Below are 23698 nucleotides of genomic sequence, written 5' to 3' on the forward strand. Positions count from 1 at the left end.
GCCCGCCCCGCCCCCCCCCCCCCGGCCCGCCCCCCCCCCCCCCCCCCCCCCCACGTCCTGGTCGGCTCGGACTCGCCGATCGTGGCCGAGTCGATCCACCGGGACGAGGTCCTCGCCGCGCTCACCGCCGCCGGACTGGACGAGGCGGAGGCGGCCGCCGTCGCCGGTGGCAACGCCCGCCGCCTGCTCGGCATCGTCGAGACGGCCGACGGATGACCGCGCGCACCGTGGCCCCCGTGCTCGCCGACGGCGCCGAGGCGGTACGCGTCGCCACCGAGCTGGCCCGGCGATTCGCACCCGGCGCGCGGGAACGAGACCGGGACCGGGCCGTCCCCACCGCCGAACTCCAGCAGGTCGCGGCCTCCGGGTTGCTCGGCATCACGGTGCCCCGGGCGTACGGCGGTGCCGCCGTCGGTCACCGCGACCTGGCCGACGTGTTCCGGGTGCTCGCCGTCGCGGACGCCTCCATCAGCCAGGTGCTCCAGAACCACTTCGTCTTCGTCCGGGTGCTGCGCGACCGGGGCAGTCCCGCACAGCAGGAGTTCCTGCTCGGCGAGGTGCTGCGTGGTGCCCGCTTCGGGAACGCGATGGCCGAGCGCGGCGTCGATCGTCGCAAGGGCGAGACGTCGACGTCGCTGCGGCCGCTGCCCGGCACGACGGACCTGCGGCTGGACGGCCGCAAGTACTACACGACCGGGGCCGCCACCGCCGACTGGGTGCCGGTGAAGACCCGGGATCCGGACGGCGTCGACGTGGTCGCCTTCGTCCGGCAGGGCACGCCCGGGCTCTCCTTCGGCGACGACTGGACCGCCCTCGGTCAGCGCGGTACGCACAGCGGCAGCACCCTGCTCGCCGACGTGCGGGTGCCGGTCGAGCAGATCGTGAGTTGGCCGTACGACGGCGCGGAACTGCGTACCGCCGGTGCCGCCGGACAACTGCTGCACGCGGCGATCGACGTCGGGATCGCCGAATCGGCGCTGGCCGCCGCAGCCGAGTACGTGCGTACCCGGACCCGGGCCTACGCCGACAGCCCGTGGGAGCGGGCCGCCGACGAGCACCACCTGATCAACGACGTAGGCCGGCAGGCCGTCCAGGTACGCGCGGCCCGCGCGCTGCTGGAACGGGCTGCCGACGCGGTCGACGCGGCCGAGGCCGACCCGGTCCTGGCGGCCGGGAAGGTCGCCGAGGCGTCGCTCGCCGTCGCCGCCGCCCGCGCGTTCACCGCCGAGACCGCGGTGACCACCGCCAGCGAACTCTTCTCGTACGCCGGCACCAGCGCCACCGACGAGGAACACGGGCTGGACCGGTTCTGGCGCGACGCCCGCACGCACACCCTGCACGACCCGACCCGCTGGAAGTACCACCACATCGGCAACCACGTGCTCAACGGCGTCGCACCCCGGGGGCCCCTGCTGTGAACGACGTGATCGTAGGAGGAGGTGTCCCTCGATGACCGCGACTGCTCTGTCCACCGTGGATCCCACGGCCGGTCGGTCGCCCGGTGGCCCGGCCCGTCCTCCGGCCCGCCGCAGCCCGGCCCGGCGACGGTTGCTCAAGTCGGCCCGGCGGGTGCTGGTGCCGGTCCTGCTCGTCGGCGTCTGGCAGTTGGCCTCCAGCGTCGGCTGGCTGAACCCGACCACGTTCGCCAGCCCGCAGATGGTCTGGGACCGGTTCGTCGAGTTCGCCGAGAGCGGCGTGCTGGCGACGAACGTGCTGGCCTCCCTGCAACGGGTGGTGCTGGGACTGCTGGTCGGCATCCTGATCGGCGTACTGCTGGGATTGGCGACCGGGCTGTCCCGGGTGGCCGACGAACTCGTCGACCCGCCGCTGCAGATGTTGCGGGCCGTGCCGACGCTGGGCATGATGCCGCTGCTCCTGCTCTGGCTCGGTATCGACGAGGCGCTGAAGGTCGGCCTGGTCGCGATCGGCGTGATCTTCCCGATCTACCTGAACTTCAGCAAGGGCATCCGCTCGGTCGACCCACGGTTCCGGGAACTCGCGCAGAGCTGTGGGGCCTCCCGGTACGCCGTGATCCGGCACATCATCCTGCCCGGAGCGCTGCCGCACCTGCTCATCGGACTGCGGTTCTCGTTGGCGATCGCCTGGCTCAGCCTGGTCTTCGGCGAGACCGTCGCGGCGGAGTCCGGTATCGGCTACATGCTGACCCGGGCCAAGGACTTCCTGCAGACCGACACGATCGTGCTCTGCCTGGCCCTGTACGCGCTGCTCGGTCTGGCCATCGAGGGCCTGGTCCGGGTCATCGAATGGAAGACGCTGTCCTGGCGACGAGAGTTCGTGGACCGATGAGCGCGTCGTCGCCGGACGTCGCCGGCATCTCCGTACGCGGGCTCCGCAAGCACTACGGCAGCCGCCTCATCCTGGACACCGTCGACCTGGAGGTACCCCACGGCGAGTTCCTGGTCATCGTCGGCGAGAGCGGCGGCGGCAAGAGCACCCTGCTGCGGGCGCTGGCGGCGCTCGACACCGACCACGAGGGCGAGCTGTCCGTGCGGCAGCCGGTCGCGGTCGGCTTCCAGGACGCCCGGCTCCTGCCCTGGCGCTCGGTCTGGGAGAACGTCGTCTTCGGGCTGCGCGGCAACCGCGCCGCACTGCGCCGGCAGGCCGTGGAGGTGCTTGCCGAGGTCGGCCTCGACGCCCTCGCCGACGCCTGGCCGGGCACGCTCTCCGGCGGCGAGGCACAGCGGGCCGCGCTCGCCCGCGCCCTCGTCCGGCGACCGGAGGTGCTGCTGCTCGACGAGCCGTTCGGTGCCCTCGACGCGTTGACCCGGCTCCGGATGCAGGCCCTGGTCCACTCGCTGTGGAAGGCGCACGGCTTCACCACCGTCCTGGTCACCCACGACGTCGACGAGGCGATCGTGCTCGCCGACCGGATCCTCGTGCTGACCGGCGGCCGGCTCGCCGACGAGATCAGACCCCACTTCACCGGTGCCCGCACCCGCGAGGACCCCGGCTTCGAGCGGACCCGGATCCGGATCCTCGAACAGCTCGGGGCCGCCCACTACGAGACCGAACTCGGCCGGCACTGACCGGCACCCCTTCCGAAAGGCACAACCATGATCGACCGCAGATCCCGTCGGGCACCCCTGCTCGCCGCCGTGCTCACCGTGGCCGTCGCGCTGACCGGCTGCGGAGGCGGAGGTGGCGCGGCGAACGCCGACGGCACCGTCTCGCTCACCCTGGTCACCACCGACCTGTACGGCTACACGCCGCTGTTCGAGGCGAAGGACCTCCAGGTGCCCGGCGTGCAGATCACATACCGGGAGTTCGCCAACTCGGTCGAACTGAACTCGGCCATCGAGGCTGGCCAGATCGATATCTCCGACACCGGCGACATCGGTCCGATCACCGCGGCCGCCTCCGGCAGCCGGCAGAAGGTGATCGGCTGCACCAAGCCCAACGACCAGAACATCAAGTACATCGTGCGCCGTGACTCCGGGGTGACCAGCTTCGCCGACCTGGTCGGCAAGCGCGTCGGCATGCCGATCCGCTCCAACCACGGGCTGCTGTACGAGCGGTTGCTGAAGAAGAACAATCTCACCGACAACGACGTCAAGGCGGTCAACATCTTCGGCGCCGACGGCGTCAACGCTCTCGTCAAGGGCGACATCGAGGCGTACTCGGCGAATGCTCCCGGATCGCCGGACATCCTGGAGCGCTACCCGGAACTGGTGGAGATCGACGGGATCGCCGGCACGGTGAACAACCTCTACTGCCTCCGGGTCAGCCCTCAGGCGTACGAGCAGAAGCACGCGGCGTTGCGGGCGTTCTTCCAGGCGGCGGCGGAACTCGGCCTCTGGGCCTCGCAGCACCCCGACGAGGCGGCGCAGGTCGTCAAGCCGCACGTGGACTACAGCCTGGCGACCCTGTCCACCACCTTCCGGATCAGCGGCGCCGGCTACCAGCCGATCGACGACGCGTTCCTGCTCCGCCAGCAGGAGTTCGCCGACGAACTGCTCACCGTCAAGTTCATCGAGAAACCGGTCGACGTGAAGCAGGTCTTCGTCGGCGACTTCAACGACGTCCTGCCGGCGGCCTGACGTGGGCACGCCACCGCGTCTCGGGGTGTGGACGCCGATCAGCGGGAACTGGGCGGTGCGCCGGCATCCCGACGAGCGCCTCGACGGCAGCTACGCCGACAACCGGCGGACCGTCGTCGAGGCCGAACGGCTCGGTCTCGACACCACCCTCATCGCCCAGCACACCATCAACCCCGGTGACCAGGACGGCGACATCATCGACACCTGGACGAGTTCGGCCGCGATCGCCGAGGCGACCTCCCGCATCGAGATCATCGCAGCGGTCAAGCCCTTCCTCTACAACCCGGGCGTACTGGCCAAGATGGCGACCCAGATCGGTCACATCAGCCGGGGCCGGTTCGCGATCAACCTGGTGTCGGGCTGGTTCCTACCCGAGATCACCGCGCTCGGTCTCCCGTTGATCGACCACGACCGCCGGTACGACTACTCGCGCGAATGGCTGTCCATCGTGGAGCGGGCATGGGCGGGTGGACCGGTGACCGCGACCGGCGACTATCTGCGCGCCGACGACCTGCGGCTGCGCCCGTTGCCGTACGCCGGCACGCCGCCGGTGGTCTACTTCGGCGGCGAGTCGGAGCCGGCCCGTGCCCTCGCCGCCGCAGCGGCGGACGTCTTCCTGATCAACGGCCGACCGCCTGAGGGCCCGGACGGGGTGCGGGCGATCATCGCCGACCTGCGGTCCCGGCCCCGCACCGGACGCGCACCGCTGCGGTTCGGGCTGACCAGCTTCCTGATCGCCCGGCCGACCGAGAGCGAGGCGAAGGAGGAGTTCGACCGGCTCTGGCGGCTGACCCAGGAACAACGCAGGCCGATCGAGGGCGCCGACCCGGCGCGGGTGATGGGCCGCAACGCGGTCGGGGTGGCCAGTGTCGGCACGAACGGCGGAACCCTCTCCGGCCTGGTCGGCAGCTACGCCCAGATCGCCGACCGGATCAGCGGCTTCGTCGATGCCGGCGTGGAGACGTTCCTGTTCCAGTTCCAGCCGCACTTCGCCGAGATGGAACGCTTCGCCACCGAGGTCGCCCCACTGCTGCGCTCCCGACACGGCGTACCCGTGGGCTGACCGCTCCACCGGCGGAATGCAAGGAGGGGTCCCCTGCTATACACCAGGCGTTAGCAGGGGACCCCTGCTTACATCCGGGTCGGCCTGGGTAGGGAAGGCCGGCATGACGGCGATCGGCTTCCACGCCTCTCACGAGCAGATCCACCCGCGCGCGCTGCTGGAAGCGGTGATCCACGCCGAGCGGGTCGGCTTCGACGCGGCCATGTGCTCCGACCACTTCGCGCCGTGGAGCGAACGCCAGGGCCATTCCGGGTTCGCCTGGTCCTGGCTCGGCTCCGCGCTCCAGGCCACCGACCTGTCCTTCGGGGTCGTCAACGCGCCCGGGCAGCGTTACCACCCGGCGATCATCGCCCAGGCGATCGGCACCCTCGGTGCGATGTACCCGGGGCGGTTCTGGGCCGCCCTCGGCTCCGGTGAGGCCGCCAACGAGCACATCACCGGCGAGGTCTGGCCGCGCAAGGACGTCCGCAACGCCCGGCTGCGCGAGTGCGTCGACGTCATCCGCGCGCTGCTCGCCGGTGAGGAGGTCAGCCACGACGGCCTGGTACGCGTGGACCGGGCTCGACTGTGGAGCCGCCCCGAGCAACCGCCGGCCCTGGTCGGCGCGGCGGTCAGCGTCGAGACCGCCCGCTGGTGCGCCGAGTGGGCGGACGGGCTGATCACCGTCAACGCCGCTCCCGAGCACCTGCGCCGGATGATCGACGCCTACCGGGAGGCGGGCGGGCGCGGGCCGGTGCACCTTCAGGTGCACCTGAGCTGGGCACCCGTCCAGGCCGACGCCGAGGTGATCGCGTACGACCAGTGGCGCAGCAACGTCTTCGCGCCACCGGTCTGCTGGGACCTGGACACCCCGGAACACTTCGACGTGGTCTCCGCCGAGGTGCCGATGAGCCGCCTCGCCGAGGTGGTCAACATCTCCGCCGATCTGGGCCGACACGTGGGCTGGTTGGAGGAGTACGTCGACCTCGGGTTCGACCAGATCGCGCTGCACCACGTCGGGCAGGAGCAGCGGCCGTTCCTCGACGCGTTCGGCGAGCAGGTGCTGCCGAAGCTGCGTGGCCAGGCCGGCTGATCCACCTCGGCGCCGATCGCGGCCGCGCCGCAGGGCAGCGGCTCAGTCGAGGCGGCGGGCCAGCACCTGTCCCGGCCACTGTGCGCCGTCGGGTCGAGGCACGGTGAACGGGTCGGTGGCGGTGAAGCCCTGCCGCTCGTACCAGCGCACCAGCGCGCCGTCGTCGCCCGCGTAGCAGTCCACCCGCAGCAGGTCCACGCCGCGTTCCCGGGCCAGCTCGGCGGCGTGCGCCAGTAGCCGGCCCCCGATCCCGGCACCGGCGTACGCCCGGTCGGTGACCAGCAGGTTCACGTACAGCTCGGGCTCGGTGGCGGGTGGCACGTACTCGGTGGCGCTGCCCACCACCAGTGCGCCGACCGGCTGTCCCGCCACCTCGGCCAGCCACAGCCCACCGCCGCCGGCCCACCCGTCGGCCTGCCCGATCCGGCGTGGGTCGGTCGAGGCCGGCGCGGTACCCCACTGCCCGGTACGCCCCCGTTCCGCCAACCACGCGATGGCCACGTCGAGCAGCCGCAGCACGCTGTCCCGATCCGCCATCCCACCCCGCCGCACCACGATCTCGGTCACACCGGCCATGCTGCCACGCGACGATACCGGCCACGCTGCCACGCGACGATCAAGAAGTTTGGGCCCCGAACCACGCGGATCGAGACCCAAACTTCTTGATCAACGGGGTGGGGTGGTGACGGCGGTGGAGAGGTCGGCGATTAGCTGGCCGACGTGGTCGCCCCAGTGCGACGCGACGACCAGGTCCCGGGCGGGGTCGATCCAGAGCAGGTGACGGCCCAGATTGCCGCGGGCGCAGCGCCCGGTGGCCGGTGCGTTCGGCTGCACCCGTTGCGAGTCGTTACGCCACCACAGGTAGCCGTAATCCGAGTTGCGGTCGCCGGGCGCCCAGCTGCGCTCGATCCACTCCGCGCTCAACAGCCGGCGGCCCTGCCAGGCTCCCCGGGCCAGGTACAGCTCGCCGATCAGGGCGAGGTCGCGCGCCGAGATCCACATGCCGCCGCCCCAGTGTGCGCCTCCGCTGACGACCGGCAGGCGGGCACCGTCGAGTTCGACGACGCTGTTCTGATAGCCGTGCCAGGACCAGTCGGCTGAGGCGCCGAGCGGGTCGAGTACCGCCGTCCGCAGCACCTCGGGCAGCGGCCGGCGCAGCAGCAGGGTCAGCGCCAGGCAGAGCAGGTTGACGCGGACGTCGTTGTAGGCCCACCCGGTGCCGGGCGCTCCCTCGCATTCGAAAGCCTCGCGCCGGCTCTGCGCGTCGACGGCAGTCGGTTTGCCCCACAGCTCGCCGGTCCACCCGCTGGTCTGCTGAAGCAGGTGCTGCCAGGTGATGTCGTCGAGCGCCAGGGCCGTGAGCGTCGGATGGTCCACCTGGGCCGTCACCGGTGCGTCGGGGTCGAGGAGCCCCTGGTCGTACGCGATGCCGGCGACCGTGGCGACCAGGCTCTTGGTGCCGCTGAACAGCATCTCCGGGGTGTCCGGATCGCCCCAGGTGGCGATGACCTCGCCCCGGTGGCGCACCACCCCGCTCGCGCCCGCGCCGGGCAGCAGCGGTCCGACGATCTCGTGGTGTGACGGGTCACTGTTCTGCGAGGCCAGGTAGGCCGGCATGTCGGCGATGCCGGGCGTGACCCGGGCGGCCTGTCGCCGAACTGCTTCTCGGACCGCGCCGAGGTCTGTCGAACCGTCCTGCGCCTGACCCCGCCGTTCCGGGAAATGCCCGTCCATCGTCATTGGTCGGACCCTATGCGCTGGGTGTGCTCAGCCGGCTCCCGGCGACAGCGATCCGGCACACAGTCGACACGAGACGGGGCCGGGTGGGGCGCCGGTCGCCGACGGCGCCCCACCCGGGGTTCAGGAGACGGTGCAGGGTGAGCCGTTGACGGTGACCAGGGTCGGGTTGGGGTTGGCCCCGGGTCCGGTGGTGGCGTTGAAGCCGAAGGTCACCGTGGCACCCGGGTTGATCCGGGCGTTGTACGACTCGTTCTTGGCGGTGACCGTGGCGCCGGCCTGCGTCACCTTCGCCGTCCAGGCTTCCCGGACCTTGGCGTCGCCGGTGAAGGCGAAGCGGGCGGTCCAGCCGTTCACCGCGCTGGTGCCGTTGTTGCGGATGGCCACCTGGGCGGTGAAGCCGGTGCCGCCCTGCCAGAAGCCGTAGTTGGTGTAGGACACCGAGCAGGTGGGCGCCGGCACGGCCGAGGCGTCACCCTGGTCGGCCAGGAACGAGGAGATCCAGGTCAGCGCCGAGTTCCAGTTGATGGCGACCTCGTTGGTGGAGTACGAGGCGATGTCGTCGACGAAGCAGAACATCGGCGCGCATCCGGCCAGCAACTGCTCCACGAACGGGTCCTGGAGGGCGGCGTTCGGGCCACCGGCGAGCGAGCCGACCGGAGGCTTGGGCATGGACGGGTCGAGCTGGTGGCCGAAGATGCGGCTGTGCTGGTTCTCCGCCGCGTGCTCGCCCCACCCGGTCACGTAGGAGATGTTCAGCGCGTTGCGACCGAAGATGTAGTCCATCGCCTGCACCGCGCCGTCGCGGTACTTCGCCTCGCGGGTCAGGTCGAACGCGGTGGCCAGCACGACCGCGTTGTTGATCACGTTGCTGTTGCCGCCCCAGAAGTAGCTGCCGGCGTCACCGGGCATCGGCAGCCCGTACGCCTGCCGCTGGATCTCGGCGAGGTAGCCGTCGGCGGCGGTGGTGACCGACGCGCGAACCCGGGCCAGGTCGGCGGCGGGCAGCCCGTTCGGCACGGTGGCCAGGTCGAGGCGGCCCAGCGCGGCGACGCTCTGCCAGCCGAAGCCCCGCACGTCGAAGACGTCGCCGGTGTGGTGCGCCGACGCGGTCAGGTCGGTCAGGTACGTGCGCTCGCCGGTGGTCAGGTACAGCTCCACGGCGGCCCAGTAGAACTCGTCGGTGACGTTGCTGTCGTCGTACGCGCCGCCGCCGTTGCCGTCGGTCGGGCTGGCGTAGCGGGTCGGGTTGGCCTTGGCCGCCGCGTACGCGGTCTTGGCGGCGGTGCCGCAGCGCTGGGCGAACGCCGCGTCGTACGGGGCGAACAGTCGGGCGCACTGCGCGGCCACGGCGGCCAGGTTGAGCGTGGCGGCGGTGGACGGCGGGTGCAACTCGCGCGGCTCCGGGTCGTCCTCCGGCTGCAACGGCAGGCCGGTCCAGTTCCGGTCGTGGATCTTGTGGTGGGCCATCCCGGCCAGCGGCTTGCCGGCCGGCACCTGCATCCGCAGCAGGAACTCCAGCTCCCAGCGGGCCTCGTCGAGGATGTCGGGCACCCCGTTGTCGCGCTCCGGCAGCCGCAGCGTGCTGTCGCCGAGGGCGGCGCCGAATCCGGCGGTGGCGGCGTTCTTGGTCCGCTCGAAGGTGCTCAGCAGCTGGTAGGTGGCGATACCACCGTTCACGACGTACTTGCCGTGGTCACCGGCGTCGTACCAGCCGCCGCGTACGTCGAGCCGGTAGTCGCAGACACCGGCCTGACAGGGCACGTCGGTGTCGCCCTGGTTCGGGGCGACGCCCAGGTGACCGGCCGGGCGGGCGTACTCGTCGCCGACCAGGTCGCCGTCGATGGCGATACCGCTGCGCTGGATGTAGAAGAACTGCAACGCGTCGGAGCGCAGTCGCTCGTAGAGCGCGCCGGAGATGTCGAACGGGTGGCTCACCTCACCGTCCACGGCGAGCGTCAGACCCTGCCCGGGGGTGCGGTAGGAGGAGAAGTCGACGGAGTGGACGTTCTGCGCCGAGGCCGGGTCGACACCGCGCGGGGTGGTGGTGCCGCTGGCGACCACGCTGCCGGAGGCGGCGCGCAGCTGCCAGGGCAGGGCCGCGGTGGCGTCGGTGACGACGGTGGCGTTCTTCGGGCCGCCGGGCAGGTAGCCGACCTGGTTGACGCGGACCCGGGGGCCGGTGTCCGGCACGTACGGCTCGGGCGGGTTGCCGCCGCGTAGCGAGACGTTGTCCAGGCAGACGGTCTGTCCCTCGGCGGCGCCGCCGACCTGGAAGATGAGCTGGGCGCGCTCGTCGTCCTCAGGGGCCACGAAGGTCCGCTCGATCCGCTGCTGGGTGGGGGTGGCGGCGGCGGTGACCGAGTAGTAGCCGGTGTAGGGGGCGTTGCCCAGTTGCAGCACGGCGGTGACGTTGCTGCCGGGGGTGGCGGTGACGTCGAAGCCGAGGGTGTACTCGGCGCCGGCGACCAGGGCCACCGCGTCCTGGCCGATGCCGGCGTCCCAGGGGTTGGCCAGCCCGCCTGCGACGGTGGTGCAGAGTTGGCCGTCGGTCACGCCGAGCGGGCCGGTACCGAAGGAGAACCACGGCGACACGCCGGTGCTGAAATCGCCGTTCGTGATCTGTTCGGGGGCCTCGGCCGGGGGATCGGCGTGGGCGGTGCCGGCGCTCACGGCGGCCAGCGCCACGGTGGTCGCTGCGGCGAGCACCGCGAGGCGACGTCGGGATGGCGTCACGGATATTCCTTCCGACGAACGGGACGGAATGGTGGTGGGCGTGTGCGGGAAAACCTGGGAGCGCTCCCAGGTATCGGGCATGTTTCCAGGGTGGACGGGCGCTGTCAATCGATCCGGCCCGATGGGCTCGGGGGTCGTCGGCCAGTGAGATTCGCCGCGCCACGCCCGGTCGTCCTGATCTCCTAGAGACAACGGAGCCCTTCTCCTGGCAGGCTGCGTCCCATGACCCTGAAGCTGCGTTCCGCGGGGACGAGCGACCGCGGGCTGATCCGCAGCGGCAACCAGGACGCGCTGCACGCCGGGGCCTGGCTGGTGGCCGTCGCCGACGGCATGGGCGGGATGGCCGCGGGCGACCTGGCCAGCGCCATCGCCATCGAGGCGGTGGCGCCGCTGGATGTGGAGATACCCGAGGACGCGCTCGTCGCCGCGTTGCAGGACGGCATCGCGCTGGCCACCACCCGGATCCGGCAGGCGGTGACCGAGGATCCGCAGCGGCAGGGGATGGGTACGACGCTGACCGCGCTGCTCTTCGCGCGTACCGGGAGCTGCCTGGCCCTGGCCCACGTGGGCGACTCCCGGGCGTACCTGTTCCGCGACGGCGTGCTCAAGCAGATCACCCGGGACGACACGTTCGTGCAGATGCTCGTCGACCAGGGGGTGATCACACCGGACCAGGCCGGCAGCCACCCCCGTCGCGCCGTGGTCACCCAGGCGTTGCAGGGCGACGAGGTCTCCCCGACCTACGCCACGATGCTGCCCCGCCACGGCGACCGCTGGCTGCTGTGCAGCGACGGACTGTCCAACGTCGTCCGGGCCGAGACCCTGGCCGAGGTGCTCGCCGCCCATCCGGATCGGGACCTGTGTGCCCGCAAGCTCATCGACCTGGCCTTGCGCGCCGGTGGCCCGGACAACATCACCGTGGTCATCGCGGACGTGGTCGACGAGCCCTGACGCTCGATCCGCGCTCGATCCGCGTTCGGACCGTGCGCTGCCGACGGATGTTAGGAAGGGTCCCCTGCTATGCACCAGGCGTTAGCAGGGGACCCTTCCTTTCACGTCAGCCGCGTCCGGCCCGGCGGGTGGGCGCGGCCGTGGTCGGGTCCTCCGGCCAGGGATGGCGCGGGTACCGTCCGCGCAGCTCGGCGCGCACCTGCCGGTAGCCGGTACGCCAGAACGACGCCAGGTCGGCGGTGACCGCCACCGGTCGGCCCGCCGGTGAGAGCAGGTGCAGCAGCACCGGCACCCGACCGCCGCCGACGCGGGGCGCCTGCGCCCAGCCGAAGGTCTCCTGGAGCCGGACCGCCAGCACCGGCGCGGCCGGGTCGGCGTAGTCCACCCGGATCCGGGACCCGCTCGGCACGGCGATCCGCTCGGGGGCCAACTCGTCCAGTCGCCCCGCCAGCGACCAGGGCACCAGCCGGCGCAGCGCACCGGCCACGTCGACCCGGGCCAGGTCGGCGCGGCGCCGGGCCCGGGCCAGCTCGGGTCCGAGCCAGTCCGGTGCGCCGGCCAGCAGAGCCTCGTCGGAGACGTCCGGCCAGTCGTCGCCGAGCGCGTGTCGGCAGAACGCCAGCCGGTCGCGCAGCGCCCGCGCCGCCGGTGTCCAGGGCAGCAGGTCGAGGCCGACGTCGCGCAGCCCGGTCAGCAGGGCGGCGGCGACCTCCGCCGACCCGGGTCGGGGCAGCGGCCGGTCGACCAGCTCGATGGCGCCCAGCCGGACCACCTCCCGGGCCACCACGTCGTCGCCGGACCAGCCGACCTCCCGGTCGGTGCGCAGCAGCGCCGCGCCGACCTCGCGGGCGGTTGCCTCGTCCAGCACCGCCGCCCGCCGGACCCGCGCGGCCGGCGCGCCGGGTGCCCGGTCGGCCACCGCCACGGCCAGCCACCCGGCACCGGCCAGCGCCGACCCGGGCGCCAGCTCCGCCGCGGTCCCGCCGCTCATCAGGTACGCCGAACCGCCCGGCCGGCGTACCCGGCCCAACCGCTCCGGGTACGCCAAGCCGACCAGCAACCCGGCGGCCAGGTCGTCCGGCAGGGCTCTCCCGGACGGGTCCTCGGCGGTGCCGGTCGGCAGGGCGGTACGCAGCCGGCGTACCTCGGTCCGCCAGCGGGCGGTGGCACCCGGGTCGACGCCGTCGCGTAGCCGACGCCAGGCGGCGGCGAGGTCGTCCCCGGCACCGGCGACGGATTCCTCGGCGAGCATCGCCACCACCTCGGCGGCGCGCCGGGCGCCCACCCGGGCGGCACCGTCGAGCAGGGCCCGGGCCAGTCGGGGATGCGCTCCGGTGGCGGCGATCGCGCGTCCCCGCGCCGTGATCCGCCCGTCCGGGTCGAGGGCGCCGAGCGTGCCCAGCGTCTCCCGGGCCACCGTCATCGCCGCCGTCGGGGGCGGATCCGGCAGCGCCAGCCCGGTGCCGTCCGGTGCGCCCCAGGCGGCGAGGTCGAGCGCGAAGCCGGTGAGGTCGGCGGTGGCGATCTCCGGCTCCGGCTGGGCCGCCAGCCGCTCGTGGGTCGCCGGTGACCAGCAGCGATAGACGTGCCCCGGCGCCTCACGGCCGGCCCGCCCGGCCCGCTGGGTGGCCCCGGCCCGGGACACCGACACGGTGACCAGCGCGCCGAGCCCCCGGGCCAGGTCCAGCCGGGCGACCCGGGACAGGCCGGCGTCCACCACGGTTCGTACCCCGGGCACGGTCAGGCTGCTCTCGGCCACCGCGGTGGCCAGCACCACCCGCCGTCGCGGTCCCGGGCGCAGCGCGGCGTCCTGCTCGGCGCCGTCCTGGCGGCCGTGTAGCCGGAGCACGTCGACGTGGTCGCGCAGGGCGGCCAGCCGGCCCGCGACGGCCGCGATCTCGCCCACGCCGGGCAGGAAGACCAGCAGGTCACCGTCCTGTTCGTCGAGTGCCCGCCGGACGGTGGCGGCCACGTGGTCCAGCAGCGCCCGGTCCACCGGCCCGGCGCCGGGCGGCGGCACCGGCCGGGCCGGCGGCGCCCAGACCCGGGTCACCGGGTGCAGCGCCGAGGCGGCCCGGACCACCGGCGCGGGCGTGTCCCCGCCGAGCAGGGCGGCGAAGCGGTCCGCCTCGGGGGTCGCCGACATCGCCAGCAGCCACAGGTCCGGCCGCAGCGCGGCGCGGGCCTCCACGCTGAAGGCGAGCGCGAGGTCGGCGTCGAGCTGTCGTTCGTGGACCTCGTCCAGCAGCACCGCGCCGACGCCGGCCAGTTCCGGGTCGTGCTGCAACCGGCGGACCAGCAGCCCGGTGGTGACCACCTCGACCCGGGTCCGCGCGCCGGTCCGGCGGTCGCCGCGCACCGCGTAGCCGACCCGGTCACCGACGCGCTCGCCGAGCAGCGTCGCCATCCGCCGGGCGGCGGCACGGGCGGCCACCCGTCGGGGCTGGGCGACGATCACCCGTCCGGCGACCGCGTCGGCCACCGCCAGCGGGGCGAGCGTGGTCTTGCCGGTGCCCGGCGGGGCGACCAGGATGGCGGCGCCCGCCGCGCGCAGTGCCGCCACCAGCGCCGGCAGCGCGGGACGGACCGGCAGGTCGAGGGGTACGTCGGAGAGCACGGCCCAGTCTCGCACCGGCCCTCCGGCCCGGGGCGTCGTGCCTGTTCCGGCCCCGGCCGACGTGCCTGATCCGCCCCGGTCGACTGCCTGGCCGGCGTGCCGTTTCCGTCCCTGGCCGACGGGTCCGTCGGCCGGCCGACGGTGCCCGCAGAGGCGGCGGATCAGCCGGCGTGGACCTCGTCGACGCCGGTGACGAAGGCGTGCCAGGCCGACGACGGGAAGGTCAGCACGGGGCCGGGGCGGTCCTTGCTGTCCCGCACCGCCACCCGACCGTCGACGACGGCGACCTCGACGCAGTTGCCGTTGCCCACGCTGCGCGTACTGGTGCGCCAGTTAGCCCGGGACAGGTCGAGCGCGGTCATCGCGATCCCTTCGTCGATACCGACTGTGACCGCGCCGAACGGTCACGTAAAGTAACGAGAAGCTTCCTTCAGGCGCACCAAAGACGCCGCTGGATCAAGCGCCAGACGTCGCAGCCTCTCGTGCACAAGGCTATACGAGCGCACCTGCGCGACCTCTTCCAGTGCCAGGCCTGTCGAGAGGTTTTCCAGGTAAACCACGGCCGCGTCGGCGGCGTCGGCAAACGTGAGGATCACGTACGGCGAGTTCATCGCCGGGTGGCCGCCGGCCGCGAATGGAAGTACCTGGATGGTGACGTTGGGTAGCTGTGTGGTGCTCTCCAGGTGGGCGAGTTGCTCCGCCATGACCGCCCGTTCGCTCACGGGGCGTAGCAGCACCGCCTCGTTCAGCACCACCGACAGCTCGGCCGGCTCGTCGCTGCGCAGCACGTCCTGGCGGCGCAGTCGGGCGGCCACCTTGCGGTCGATGTCGTCCTCGCCGGCGGTGAGCCGGTAGACGTCCCGGGCGTACGCCTCGGTCTGCAACAGGCCCGGCACCGCCTCCGCCTCGTACGTGCGCAGGGTGGCCGCCTCGGCCTCCAGTCCGACGTAGAACTCGAACCACTCGGGCAGGACGTCGCTGTAGTGCTGCCACCAGCCCCGTTGCTGGGCGCCCCGGGCGATCTCGATGAGCGCCTCGGCGTCGTTCCCGGTCACCTGGTACAGCGCCAACGCGGCCCGGACGTCGCGCGGCTTGATGCCGATCTGGGCGTTCTCGATGCGGGAGAGATTGCTCTTGGACATGTCCAGTTGCCGAGCGGCGACGTCCAGGGTCATGCCGGCGCGTTCGCGCAACTGGCGGAGTTCCCGGGCGATGCGGCGGCGGCGAACGGTGGGGCTCGCGGTCACCCTCCGAGTCTGTCACGGGAAAAGTCCCAGGTCGCGTCAGCACGGAGTGCAACTGCCAAAAACGGGAGTTGCGTTGCAGTTGCGCTCGGTGCATCCTTGCCTCCGGTTAGCGATCACTATGGACGGCCGACCCGGGGGGACGCGTGCTCATCGCCGACGAGTTCTTCCTGATCGCCCACAACGACACCCGGGGCAAGGCCAAGCTGCATCCGGCCGCCACCAGTCTCGGCCTGGCCGCCGGCCTGCTCGGCGAGCTGGTCCTCTATGGACACGTGACGGTCGCCGCCGGGCAGGTCACCGTCGTCGACCGGCGTCCACCGGGCGACGCGCTGGCGCACACCGTGCTCGACCAGTTGATCGGCGAGCAGCAGCACCAGGCGGTGCGGACCTGGCTCAGCTTCCTCGCCCAGACGGCGGTGACCTCGGTGGGGGAGCGGTTGGCGCGGGCCGGGGTGCTGCGTCGGCAGGAGACGCGCCGACTGCTGCGGACCAGCGTCACGTACGTGCCGACCGACCTCAACGTCGCGGCCTGGCCGGCCACCCGACTGCGCGCCGCGCTGGAACGCGCGGATCCGCCCCACGTGCCCGACGCGCTGCTGCTCGGGCTGGTGGCGGCGGCCGGCTTGACCCGCGAGGTGCTGTGGAGCGCGGGTCCGCGCGCCCACCACCGGCTCAACCTGATCATTCCGGCCCTGCCGGCTCCGCTGAAGGAACTCGTCGGACAGACCGAGGCCGCCGTGGGTGCGGCCGTGCTGCGCGGCATCCCCTGAGCCGGTTCCCCTCTTCCCCTCCCTGACATCCGGAGCAGTCATGTCCTCGACAGTGACAACCCCACGACCGAGCAACGTCTCCGAGGCACTGGCCCGTGGCCGCCTCGGGGTGCCCTCGGTGGTGTTCTTCGTGCTCTCCGCGGCGGCGCCGTTGACCGTGGTCGCCGGTGTGGTCACCACCGGCTACGGCGTCGTCGGGGTGCTCGGCATCCCGCTGGCCTTCCTGGCGGTCGCCGCCGTGTTGGCGCTCTTCTCCGCCGGCTACGTGGCGATGGCCCGCCGGATGGCCAACGCCGGCGCCTTCTACGCGTACGTGGCCCGGGGGCTGGGCCGCCCGGCCGGGGTGGGCGCGGCCTGGGTCGCGCTGATCGCGTACAACGCCCTGCAGGTCGGGCTCTACGGCACCATCGGCGCCGCGGCGGCACCGGTGCTGGACCGGCTGTTCGGCGTGACGCCCCAGTGGTGGATCGTGGCGCTGCTGGCCTGGGCGCTGGTGGGCCTGCTCGGGCTGCTGCGGGTGGACATCAACGGCATGGTGCTGGCCGCGCTGCTCTGCGCCGAGATCGCCGTCATCGTGGTGTTCGACCTCGGCCAGTTGGGCAACCCGGCGGGCGGCAGCGTCAGCTTCGCGGCGTTCTCGCCGGACAACTTCTTCGTGCCCGGCCTGGGCGCGGTGCTGGTGCTGGCCATCCTCGGCTTCGTCGGCTTCGAGGCGGCGGTGGTGTTCAGCGAGGAGAGCAAGGACCCGCAGCGGACCGTGCCGATGGCCACCTACCTCTCGGTGGCGATCATCGCGGTGGTCTACGCCCTCTCCTCGTGGAGCATGACGGTGGCCGTCGGCCCGGACCGGATCGTCGAGGAGGCCGGCACCCAGAGCGTGGAGCTGATCTTCAACCTGGCCGGCGCGCACCTGGGCGACACCGTCCTCACCATCGGCCAGGCGCTCTTCCTGACCTCGGTGCTGGCCGCGATGATCTCGTTCCACAACACCACCGCGCGGTACGCCTTCGCGCTGGGCCGCGAGCGGGTGCTGCCGGCGGTGTTCGGGCGGACCTCGCCGACGACCGGTGCTCCGCAGGCCGCCTCGCTGGCGCAGAGCGCGCTCGGCCTGGTGGTGATCCTGCTGTACGCGTTCAACGGCTGGGACCCGGTCCTGCAACTGTTCTTCTGGCTGGGCACCAGCGGTGGCTTCGGTGTGCTGCTGCTGATCGCGACCACCGCGGTCGCCATCATCGTCTACTTCGCCCGCAACGCCGAGCAGGAGACGCTCTGGCGGCGGCTGGTCGCCCCGGGGATCGCGGCGGTCGCGCTGACCGCCATCATCGTGCTGGCCGTGCAGAACTTCGCCAACCTGCTCGGCGTCGAGCCCGACTCCCCGCTGCGCTGGGCCTTCCCGGCGGTGTACCCGGTGGCCGCGTTGCTCGGCGTGCTCTGGGGGCTGACGTTGCGCAGCAGCCGGCCCGACACGTACGCCCGGATCGGTCTGGGGGCCGAGAGCGCCACCGCGGCCGTGGCCCCGCCGTCGCCGGTCGGGGCGGAGGTGCGGCGATGACCGCTCCGACGATCGCCCGTCTCGACGTGGCTGACACCCGCTGGGTGGCCGAGCGCATCGCCGAGTCCTTCCTGGTCCTGGACGCCACCCGGTGGCTGGTCCCGGACGAGGCCAAGCGGGAGGCGGTACTGGCCGGGAACTTCGAGATCATCGTGGCGCACGCGATGCGGCACGGGCTGGTGTTCGGCACCGCCGACCGGGCCGGTGTGGCGGTCTGGCTGCCGTCGGTCGGTGAACCGCTGCCGCCGCCGGAGGACTACGACGCCCGGCTGGCCGCCGCGTGCGGGGAGTGGACGCCGCGCTTCGTCCACCTGGACGAGCTGTTCGCCGCCCATCACCCGCACCGGGACCACCATCACCTGGCGCTGCTGGCCGTGCGGCCGGACCGCCAGGGGCAGGGGGTGGGTTCGGCGCTGCTGCGGCACCACCACGCCTGGCTGGACGCCCACGGCGTACCGGCCTATCTGGAAGCGAGCAGCGAGATCGGCCGTGACCTCTACGCGCGGCACGGCTACCGGGTGTCGGAGCCGTTCCGGCTGCCCGACGACACGCCGTTCTGGCCGATGTGGCGGGAGCCGTCCGCCACCTGAGTCGTCCGCCCCACCGGCTCGACCGACGCGGGCGCCGGCCCGATGGGCCGACGGGCCGAGCCGGTGGGCGGACACGACGGTGGCCGGGTCCCTGCGGACCCGGCCACCGTCGCCACCCCCTCTTACTTAGTACGTACCGTCGAGCTGCCCCCGCAGCTTCGTCAGCGCCCGGGCCAGCAGCCGGGACACGTGCATCTGCGAGACGCCGATCTGCTCGGCGATCTGCGACTGGGTGAGGTTGCCGTAGAAGCGCAGGGTGAGGATCTTCTGCTCGCGCTCGTCCAGCGTGGCCAACGCCGGCCCGAGGGCCACCCGCAGCTCGGCCAGCTCGAACTCGCTGTCCTCGCCGCCGAGCATGTCGCCCAGCTCGGTGGCCCGGTCACCGTCACCGGTCGGGGTGGACAGCGACACCGCGTTGTAGGCGCGGGCGCCTTCCAGGCCCTCCAGGACCTCTTCCTCGGTGAGGCTGAGGTGGCTGGCGATGTCGGCGACCGTCGGCGAGCGACCCAGGGTCTGCAACAGCGAGCTGTTGGCGTCGGAGATGGCCAGCCGCAGCTCCTGGAGCCGCCGGGGGACCCGGATGTCCCAGGTGCGGTCGCGGAAGTGCCGCTTGAGCTCACCGATGATGGTCGGGATCGCGTAGCCGGCGAAGTCGACGCCCCGGGTGGGGTCGAACTTGTCGATGGCCTTGATGAGGCCGACGGCGGCGGTCTGGGCCAGGTCGTCGGTGGGCTCGCCGCGTCCGCTGTAGCGGTGTGCGAGGTGGTTGGCCAGCGGCAACCAGGCCTCGATCGCCCGGTCGCGCAGCGCGGCCCGGGACGGGTGCCCGGCCGGCAGCGCGGCCATCGCGTTGAGTAGGTCGGTGGCGCTGTCGGAGAGCGAACGCGGGTCGAGCTTCGGTGCCGTGGTGGGCGCCGGGGCAGTCGCCGTTTCGGTGAGCGCGGTCATGGTGGTCCTCCCTGCACCTCGTCCGCGGATAAAGACGTGACGCTTTGGTTTAGAGCCTGTTAGTCCGTTCGGGAGTCACCATAGCCTGATCGTGCCGCAGAAATCTAGCCGAACGGACGATGTACTTAAGTGATTTCACGGCATGAAACAGTCTCAATCGGTCATTCATCCATGAAGTGCCATCGGGTCGGAGGGTGATTCGCGATCAAGACCGGGCGGTTCGGACGATCCCCTCATCGGCCGTCACCCGCGATGACCCGGACGGGCGGATGCCCGTCGACGCCGATCGGGGGATATGCCGACGGGTCGGTTCGACGACTGTCGCCAATCCGTCGTTGTCCCGTCGGTGGGACCGGCATAGCGTCGCGAGCAACTGCTGACCGGAGGTGTTGTGCTCGACCCCGCGGTGCCCCAACTCGTCGTGAACTGCCGGACGCTGTATTTCAGCTGGCTGCCGGCGGATCCGCACGCGGTGGCGGCACTCGTACCGGCCGGGCTCCACCCGCATCCCGACGGTCAGGTCTTCATGAACCAGTACGTGGTCGACGACGCGAGCCAGACCTCCGGCTTCGGCGCGTACTCGCTGACCTATCTCGGGGTGACCCTGGCCGGCGTGGACGCCCCCGACGGGGTGACCCCGGGCGGCTGGTGGACCCACTACGTGACCTCCAGCGAACTGGTCCGCCGGTACGCCCTCGGCCGGGGCGCCCCCGCGCTGACCGGCGACACCACCATCGCCGCGAACGGCCACGAGCTGGTGACCGAGACCACCATCGACGGCGCGCCCGCGATCCGCGCCCGGGTGCGCGCCGGGGAGACCGGGCACGCCGTGCACAACGGCCACCACCGGTACGTCACCGCGCTGCACGGCCGGCTGGTCAGCAGCGTCTATCCGGTGGTCGCCGAGCCGTCCACCTCCTTCGAGATCGAGTCGGTGGAGTTCCTGGACCCGGATCACCCGGTCTACGCGTTGCGGCCGGAGAATCCGCTCACCATCGGGTGGGGCTACTACTCACCACGGTCGTCCTTTGCGTACCCGGGGGGTCTGACCGTGCTCGACGCCCCGGAGTCCGGGTCGACGGACGCGCCGTACGCCGAGCATCCGCTGCCCGCGCTCGGCTGAGCGACACCGACGCCTCCACCAGCGGAAATACGGGTCACTTTCGGGTTTTCCCTGGTCCAGATGGGTAAGCCAGTCGCGGGTCGGTACGCCCCGGTGTGCCGGGCGACATCGTCGTGCGCGTCGGCGTGCCCGCCCGGAGGCCGCCCCGGCCTCACCATCCCGGATCGGGCTCGCCCCGTCGGCCGTCGGTGCCGATGGCGTACGCCCGACTTCGGCCCGAGCAGCGAGGAGGCCGCACCATGCCCGGCGAGATGACGAACCCCGTGACCGAGCACCGTGAGCAGGCGGTGGAGAGCGAGCGGGGGGCGCTGTTGGCCGTACTGGTGATGGTCCTGCTGGGCGTGGCCGGTATTTTCGCCGTCTCCTGACCGATGACCGGTTGCGGGCTCAGTCGGTTGCGGGCTCAGTCGGTGGCGAGGCGGGCGTGCAGGTGTTCGTCGTGGCGTCGACCGTCGCCGTAGCGGTGTGACTGGCGTAGCGTGCCCTCGACCGGATATCCGGCCCGCTCGGCGACCCGGCAGGAGGCCGGGTTGCCGACCGCGTGGCACAACTCGATGCGGTGCAGGCCCAGATCGCGGAAGGCCCACTCGGTGAGCCGGCTGACCGCCGCCGAGGCGAGGCCCTGCCGCCGGGCGGCGGCGACGGTCCAGTAGCCGATCGACGCGTCGCCCGCATGGATCCGGTGCAGCGACACCGAGCCGAGCATGATCTCCGGCCGGGTCGGGTCGGCCACCGCCAGCGAGACGTGGGTGCCCTGGGACCAGTCGGCCCGCCAGTGCACCCACTGGCGGGCGGCGTCGAGGTCGAACGCGTCGCCCTGCGGGTTCCACTGGGCGATGGCCGGGTCGTGCCACGCCGCCAGCACGGCGGGCGCGTCCGCAGTGCTCCAGGGGCGTAGCAGCAGGCCGGGGCCGGTCAGTTCCACGACGCGAAAGTGTCGCACAGCCGCATCCTCTGCCGTGGGGCGTGCCCCACGACCGGCACGCTTCGTCGCGCGGGCATGCCCCACGACAGGCGTGCCCGCGTCGCGCGGGCATGCCCCCCGCGATCATGGACTTGTGGTAGCGACACAAGGGACATAAGCCCCGGAACCCTCGCCAGTACTCCATGATCGACGAGGGTCTCGCCGGTTTCGCTTCAAAGTTTGACCAAATCATTCACCTGGGGGTTGTGGTGCAGATGGTGCCTGCCCCGGGCATCATTGTTCAAATTTTGAATACGTGCTACCGTGGCGCCATGACCGAGAGCCTGAGCGAGGTGCGACTCACCGCCTGGCGGGCGTACATCGAGGCCAGCCAGCGGTTGTTCACCCGGTTGGAGGACGACCTGCGGGCCGCCAGCGAGCTGAGCTTCGCCGACTACCACGTGTTGGTGCTGCTCGCCGAGGCCCCGGGGCAGCGACTGCGGATGGGCGAGCTCGCCGGCCGACTGGTCTTCTCGCCCAGTCGACTGACCTACCAGGTCTCCTCCATGCAGCGACGCGGCCTGGTCGCCCGGCAGCCCTGCCCGGACGACGGGCGCGGCAGCGAGGCGGTGCTCACCGCCGCCGGCCTGATGGCGCTGCGCGAGGCCGCTCCGCACCATCTGCGCTCGGTCCGCACCCACCTGATGGACGACCTCGACGATGCCGAGATCGCCTGCCTGACCTCGGTCTTCACCCGACTCGGCCAGCGGTTGCAGGGCACCGCCGGCACCGCCCCCCGCGAGAGCTGAAGGAGCTTCCGATGCCCGCCATCACCGTCGACAACGTCCTCGTCCTGCCCCGCCTGCCGAAGCTCGACGAGTCCACCACCGTCATCCGGCCGGTCCGCCGGCTGACCACCGCGCCCAGCGGCTTCGAGGGTGAGGGCTTCCCGGTGCGCCGGGCCTTCGCCGGGGTACCCACCACCGAGCTGGACCCGTTCCTGCACCTCGACCAGATGGGCGAGGTGGAGTACGCGCCGGGCGAGCCGAAGGGGACCAGTTGGCACCCGCACCGCGGCTTCGAGACCGTCACGTACATCATCGACGGGGTCTTCGACCACCAGGACAGCCACGGTGGTGGCGGCACCATCACCAACGGCGACACCCAGTGGATGACGGCGGGCAGTGGCCTGCTGCACATCGAGGCGCCGCCGGAGCACCTGGTGGTCAGCGGTGGGTTGTTCCACGGCACCCAACTCTGGGTCAACCTGCCCAAGGTGGCCAAGATGAGCCCGCCGAAATACCAGGACATCCGGGGCAACCAGGCGGCACTGGTCACCACGCCGGACGGCGGCGCGCTGGTCCGGGTGATCGCCGGTGAGATCGCCGGGCACCAGGGGCCCGGATCGACGTACACGCCGATCACCGTCGCCCACGTGACGGTCGAGCCCGGTGCGCAGGTCGACCTGCCCTGGCGGCCGGACTTCAACGCCCTGGTGTACGTGCTGGGCGGTCGGGGCACGGTCGGCGCGAACGGGCGCGGCGTCCGTACCGGACAGCTCGCGGTGCACGGCCCGGGCGACGCGCTGCGGTTCAAGGCCAACGCCCGGCAGGACAGCCGCACCCCGACGCTGGACCTCTACGTCATGGGCGGGCAGCCGATCCGAGAGCCGGTCGCCCAGTACGGCCCGTTCGTGATGAACAGCCGGGACGAGCTGATCCAGGCGTTCGAGGACTACCAGGCCGGTCGGCTCGGCGTCGTCCCGGAGGAGCGGGTGCCGCACACCGGCGGTCAGGGCGACCGCCCCTGACGGGTCTGCACGGGGAGAGCCCGCCCCGCTGCGCGGCCGGAGGATGGCCGTGGCATCCGGGGCGGGCGGTCCTACCCGGGGTGTCACTCGCCCCGGTCGGCACCGCGCGGGCCGCGCGCCCGGTTCGGCGCGGCGGCTTGTTCTCAGCGTGGCCCGACTCGGCCGACCGCGTGCGGTAGCTCGCCGGAGACTCCGCCCGAGCGTTGCGCGGTGGGTACGTCCCGTGGTCGTTCGAGCGGCCGCGCCTCGGTGTGCCGCACCTGGTACGAGCCGTCACCGGGCCGGACCTGCGCTGGTGCTGGCTGCGGACCCCGTTCGCCGGCACCGGATTCACGACCCGTCACCCTCGGGCGGTCATCGTGCCGCCGACCTGGCAGCTTCACTCCGCGCGAGGCTGAGGTGGGTAGATTTGTTGTCGCTCCAGCGACAACAAATCTACCCACCACAAGAGCACAAGACTTAAATACAGTAAAATACAAAATCATGAGGTATTAGGTCTTCTGCTTGATTTTTTTTGGGG

The 23698-nt window shown here is 72.2% G+C and carries 22 protein-coding genes; 14 read left to right on the top strand and 8 right to left on the bottom strand.

Annotation, left to right across the window (positions count from 1 at the left end):
* Positions 1 to 57: 57 nt before the first annotated feature.
* From ACWDVW_RS31380 to ACWDVW_RS31410, 7 genes are all read left to right on the top strand, one after another.
* Positions 58 to 216, top strand: a complete 159-nt coding sequence (locus tag ACWDVW_RS31380; protein ID WP_449956299.1) for an amidohydrolase family protein — start codon at positions 58 to 60, stop codon at positions 214 to 216.
* On the top strand, positions 213 to 1418 hold the full coding sequence (locus ACWDVW_RS31385; RefSeq protein WP_449956252.1) for an SfnB family sulfur acquisition oxidoreductase: 1206 nt from the start codon (positions 213 to 215) through the stop codon (positions 1416 to 1418). Before ACWDVW_RS31380 ends, ACWDVW_RS31385 begins: the two co-directional genes overlap by 4 nt.
* A 31-nt stretch (positions 1419 to 1449) precedes the next feature.
* Positions 1450 to 2307: an ABC transporter permease gene (locus ACWDVW_RS31390; protein ID WP_449956255.1), complete on the top strand. Its 858-nt coding sequence runs from the start codon at positions 1450 to 1452 to the stop codon at positions 2305 to 2307.
* Complete coding sequence (locus tag ACWDVW_RS31395; RefSeq protein WP_449956258.1) at positions 2304 to 3047, top strand: ABC transporter ATP-binding protein; 744 nt, start codon at positions 2304 to 2306, stop codon at positions 3045 to 3047. The genes ACWDVW_RS31390 and ACWDVW_RS31395 overlap by 4 nt, the downstream gene beginning before the upstream one ends.
* A 27-nt stretch (positions 3048 to 3074) precedes the next feature.
* Entirely contained in the window at positions 3075 to 4058 is a 984-nt protein-coding gene (locus tag ACWDVW_RS31400; protein ID WP_449956261.1) for an ABC transporter substrate-binding protein, read from the top strand.
* 1 nt (position 4059) lies between these two features.
* Positions 4060 to 5121, top strand: coding sequence for an LLM class flavin-dependent oxidoreductase (locus tag ACWDVW_RS31405; RefSeq protein ID WP_449956263.1), 1062 nt, complete (start codon positions 4060 to 4062; stop codon positions 5119 to 5121).
* A gap of 103 nt (positions 5122 to 5224) precedes the next feature.
* Positions 5225 to 6193 (top strand): TIGR03885 family FMN-dependent LLM class oxidoreductase, encoded by a 969-nt coding sequence (locus ACWDVW_RS31410; RefSeq protein WP_449956265.1) that lies wholly within the window; start codon positions 5225 to 5227, stop codon positions 6191 to 6193.
* Positions 6194 to 6235: 42 nt separating this feature from the next.
* On the opposite strand, the gene ACWDVW_RS31415 is transcribed toward ACWDVW_RS31410, so the two are convergent.
* The 3 genes from ACWDVW_RS31415 to ACWDVW_RS31425 form a co-directional block, all read right to left on the bottom strand.
* Positions 6236 to 6769 (bottom strand): GNAT family N-acetyltransferase, encoded by a 534-nt coding sequence (locus ACWDVW_RS31415; RefSeq protein ID WP_449956267.1) that lies wholly within the window; start codon positions 6767 to 6769, stop codon positions 6236 to 6238.
* Positions 6770 to 6859: 90 nt separating this feature from the next.
* Positions 6860 to 7933, bottom strand: coding sequence for a serine hydrolase domain-containing protein (locus ACWDVW_RS31420; protein WP_449956270.1), 1074 nt, complete (start codon positions 7931 to 7933; stop codon positions 6860 to 6862).
* Positions 7934 to 8053: 120 nt separating this feature from the next.
* Positions 8054 to 10666, bottom strand: coding sequence for a glycoside hydrolase family 9 protein (locus ACWDVW_RS31425; RefSeq protein WP_449956273.1), 2613 nt, complete (start codon positions 10664 to 10666; stop codon positions 8054 to 8056).
* 222 nt (positions 10667 to 10888) lie between these two features.
* On the opposite strand from ACWDVW_RS31425, the gene ACWDVW_RS31430 reads away from it, so the two are divergent.
* The gene (locus tag ACWDVW_RS31430; protein WP_350695181.1) at positions 10889 to 11617 is read left to right on the top strand and encodes a PP2C family protein-serine/threonine phosphatase; all 729 of its coding nucleotides are present in this window, start codon (positions 10889 to 10891) and stop codon (positions 11615 to 11617) included.
* Positions 11618 to 11723: 106 nt separating this feature from the next.
* Here the strand turns inward: ACWDVW_RS31430 and hrpB are convergent, their stop codons facing one another.
* The 3 genes from hrpB to ACWDVW_RS31445 form a co-directional block, all read right to left on the bottom strand.
* Positions 11724 to 14234: an ATP-dependent helicase HrpB gene (gene hrpB / locus ACWDVW_RS31435; protein WP_449956302.1), complete on the bottom strand. Its 2511-nt coding sequence runs from the start codon at positions 14232 to 14234 to the stop codon at positions 11724 to 11726.
* 161 nt (positions 14235 to 14395) lie between these two features.
* Positions 14396 to 14596, bottom strand: coding sequence for a DUF397 domain-containing protein (locus tag ACWDVW_RS31440; RefSeq protein ID WP_449956276.1), 201 nt, complete (start codon positions 14594 to 14596; stop codon positions 14396 to 14398).
* Between the two features lie 42 nt (positions 14597 to 14638).
* Positions 14639 to 15481 (bottom strand): helix-turn-helix domain-containing protein, encoded by an 843-nt coding sequence (locus ACWDVW_RS31445; protein ID WP_449956279.1) that lies wholly within the window; start codon positions 15479 to 15481, stop codon positions 14639 to 14641.
* A 143-nt stretch (positions 15482 to 15624) separates the two neighbouring features.
* On the opposite strand from ACWDVW_RS31445, the gene ACWDVW_RS31450 reads away from it, so the two are divergent.
* From ACWDVW_RS31450 to ACWDVW_RS31460, 3 genes are read left to right on the top strand one after another with little or no spacing between them, the layout of a single operon-like run.
* Entirely contained in the window at positions 15625 to 16251 is a 627-nt protein-coding gene (locus tag ACWDVW_RS31450; protein WP_350695176.1) for a GOLPH3/VPS74 family protein, read from the top strand.
* Positions 16252 to 16291: 40 nt separating this feature from the next.
* Positions 16292 to 17803 carry an APC family permease gene (locus tag ACWDVW_RS31455; protein WP_449956282.1) on the top strand — a complete coding sequence of 504 codons (1512 nt, stop codon included), beginning with the start codon at positions 16292 to 16294 and terminating at the stop codon, positions 17801 to 17803.
* Positions 17800 to 18393 (top strand): GNAT family N-acetyltransferase, encoded by a 594-nt coding sequence (locus tag ACWDVW_RS31460; RefSeq protein WP_449956285.1) that lies wholly within the window; start codon positions 17800 to 17802, stop codon positions 18391 to 18393. The genes ACWDVW_RS31455 and ACWDVW_RS31460 overlap by 4 nt, the downstream gene beginning before the upstream one ends.
* Before the next feature lie 126 nt (positions 18394 to 18519).
* Here ACWDVW_RS31460 and ACWDVW_RS31465 read toward each other — a convergent pair whose 3' ends face one another.
* Positions 18520 to 19341: a SigB/SigF/SigG family RNA polymerase sigma factor gene (locus tag ACWDVW_RS31465; protein WP_396746559.1), complete on the bottom strand. Its 822-nt coding sequence runs from the start codon at positions 19339 to 19341 to the stop codon at positions 18520 to 18522.
* 391 nt (positions 19342 to 19732) lie between these two features.
* On the opposite strand from ACWDVW_RS31465, the gene ACWDVW_RS31470 reads away from it, so the two are divergent.
* A complete protein-coding gene (locus ACWDVW_RS31470) occupies positions 19733 to 20464 on the top strand; it encodes a hypothetical protein (protein ID WP_449956289.1) in 732 nt (243 codons plus the stop codon).
* Between the two features lie 403 nt (positions 20465 to 20867).
* Here the strand turns inward: ACWDVW_RS31470 and ACWDVW_RS31475 are convergent, their stop codons facing one another.
* Complete coding sequence (locus ACWDVW_RS31475; protein WP_449956291.1) at positions 20868 to 21407, bottom strand: GNAT family N-acetyltransferase; 540 nt, start codon at positions 21405 to 21407, stop codon at positions 20868 to 20870.
* 293 nt (positions 21408 to 21700) lie between these two features.
* Between ACWDVW_RS31475 and ACWDVW_RS31480 the strand changes: the two genes are divergently transcribed.
* A complete protein-coding gene (locus ACWDVW_RS31480; RefSeq protein WP_449956294.1) occupies positions 21701 to 22177 on the top strand; it encodes a MarR family winged helix-turn-helix transcriptional regulator in 477 nt (158 codons plus the stop codon).
* An 11-nt stretch (positions 22178 to 22188) separates the two neighbouring features.
* Positions 22189 to 23178, top strand: a complete 990-nt coding sequence (locus ACWDVW_RS31485; protein ID WP_449956297.1) for a pirin family protein — start codon at positions 22189 to 22191, stop codon at positions 23176 to 23178.
* Positions 23179 to 23698 lie beyond the last annotated feature (520 nt).

This window comes from Micromonospora sp. NPDC003241, assembly GCF_053589795.1.

Bases quoted from the DNA above. Each gene is read 5' to 3' on its own strand.
- ACWDVW_RS31420 (WP_449956270.1), bottom strand. From the start codon at position 7,933: ATGACGATGGACGGGCATTTCCCGGAACGGCGGGGTCAGGCGCAGGAC.
- ACWDVW_RS31460 (WP_449956285.1), top strand. From the start codon at position 17,800: ATGACCGCTCCGACGATCGCCCGTCTCGACGTGGCTGACACCCGCTGG.
- ACWDVW_RS31390 (WP_449956255.1), top strand. From the start codon at position 1,450: ATGACCGCGACTGCTCTGTCCACCGTGGATCCCACGGCCGGTCGGTCG.
- ACWDVW_RS31395 (WP_449956258.1), top strand. From the start codon at position 2,304: ATGAGCGCGTCGTCGCCGGACGTCGCCGGCATCTCCGTACGCGGGCTC.
- ACWDVW_RS31480 (WP_449956294.1), top strand. From the start codon at position 21,701: ATGACCGAGAGCCTGAGCGAGGTGCGACTCACCGCCTGGCGGGCGTAC.
- ACWDVW_RS31440 (WP_449956276.1), bottom strand. From the start codon at position 14,596: ATGACCGCGCTCGACCTGTCCCGGGCTAACTGGCGCACCAGTACGCGC.
- ACWDVW_RS31400 (WP_449956261.1), top strand. From the start codon at position 3,075: ATGATCGACCGCAGATCCCGTCGGGCACCCCTGCTCGCCGCCGTGCTC.
- ACWDVW_RS31455 (WP_449956282.1), top strand. From the start codon at position 16,292: ATGTCCTCGACAGTGACAACCCCACGACCGAGCAACGTCTCCGAGGCA.
- ACWDVW_RS31430 (WP_350695181.1), top strand. From the start codon at position 10,889: ATGACCCTGAAGCTGCGTTCCGCGGGGACGAGCGACCGCGGGCTGATC.
- ACWDVW_RS31385 (WP_449956252.1), top strand. From the start codon at position 213: ATGACCGCGCGCACCGTGGCCCCCGTGCTCGCCGACGGCGCCGAGGCG.
- ACWDVW_RS31415 (WP_449956267.1), bottom strand. From the start codon at position 6,769: ATGGCCGGTGTGACCGAGATCGTGGTGCGGCGGGGTGGGATGGCGGAT.
- ACWDVW_RS31410 (WP_449956265.1), top strand. From the start codon at position 5,225: ATGACGGCGATCGGCTTCCACGCCTCTCACGAGCAGATCCACCCGCGC.
- ACWDVW_RS31485 (WP_449956297.1), top strand. From the start codon at position 22,189: ATGCCCGCCATCACCGTCGACAACGTCCTCGTCCTGCCCCGCCTGCCG.
- ACWDVW_RS31465 (WP_396746559.1), bottom strand. From the start codon at position 19,341: ATGACCGCGCTCACCGAAACGGCGACTGCCCCGGCGCCCACCACGGCA.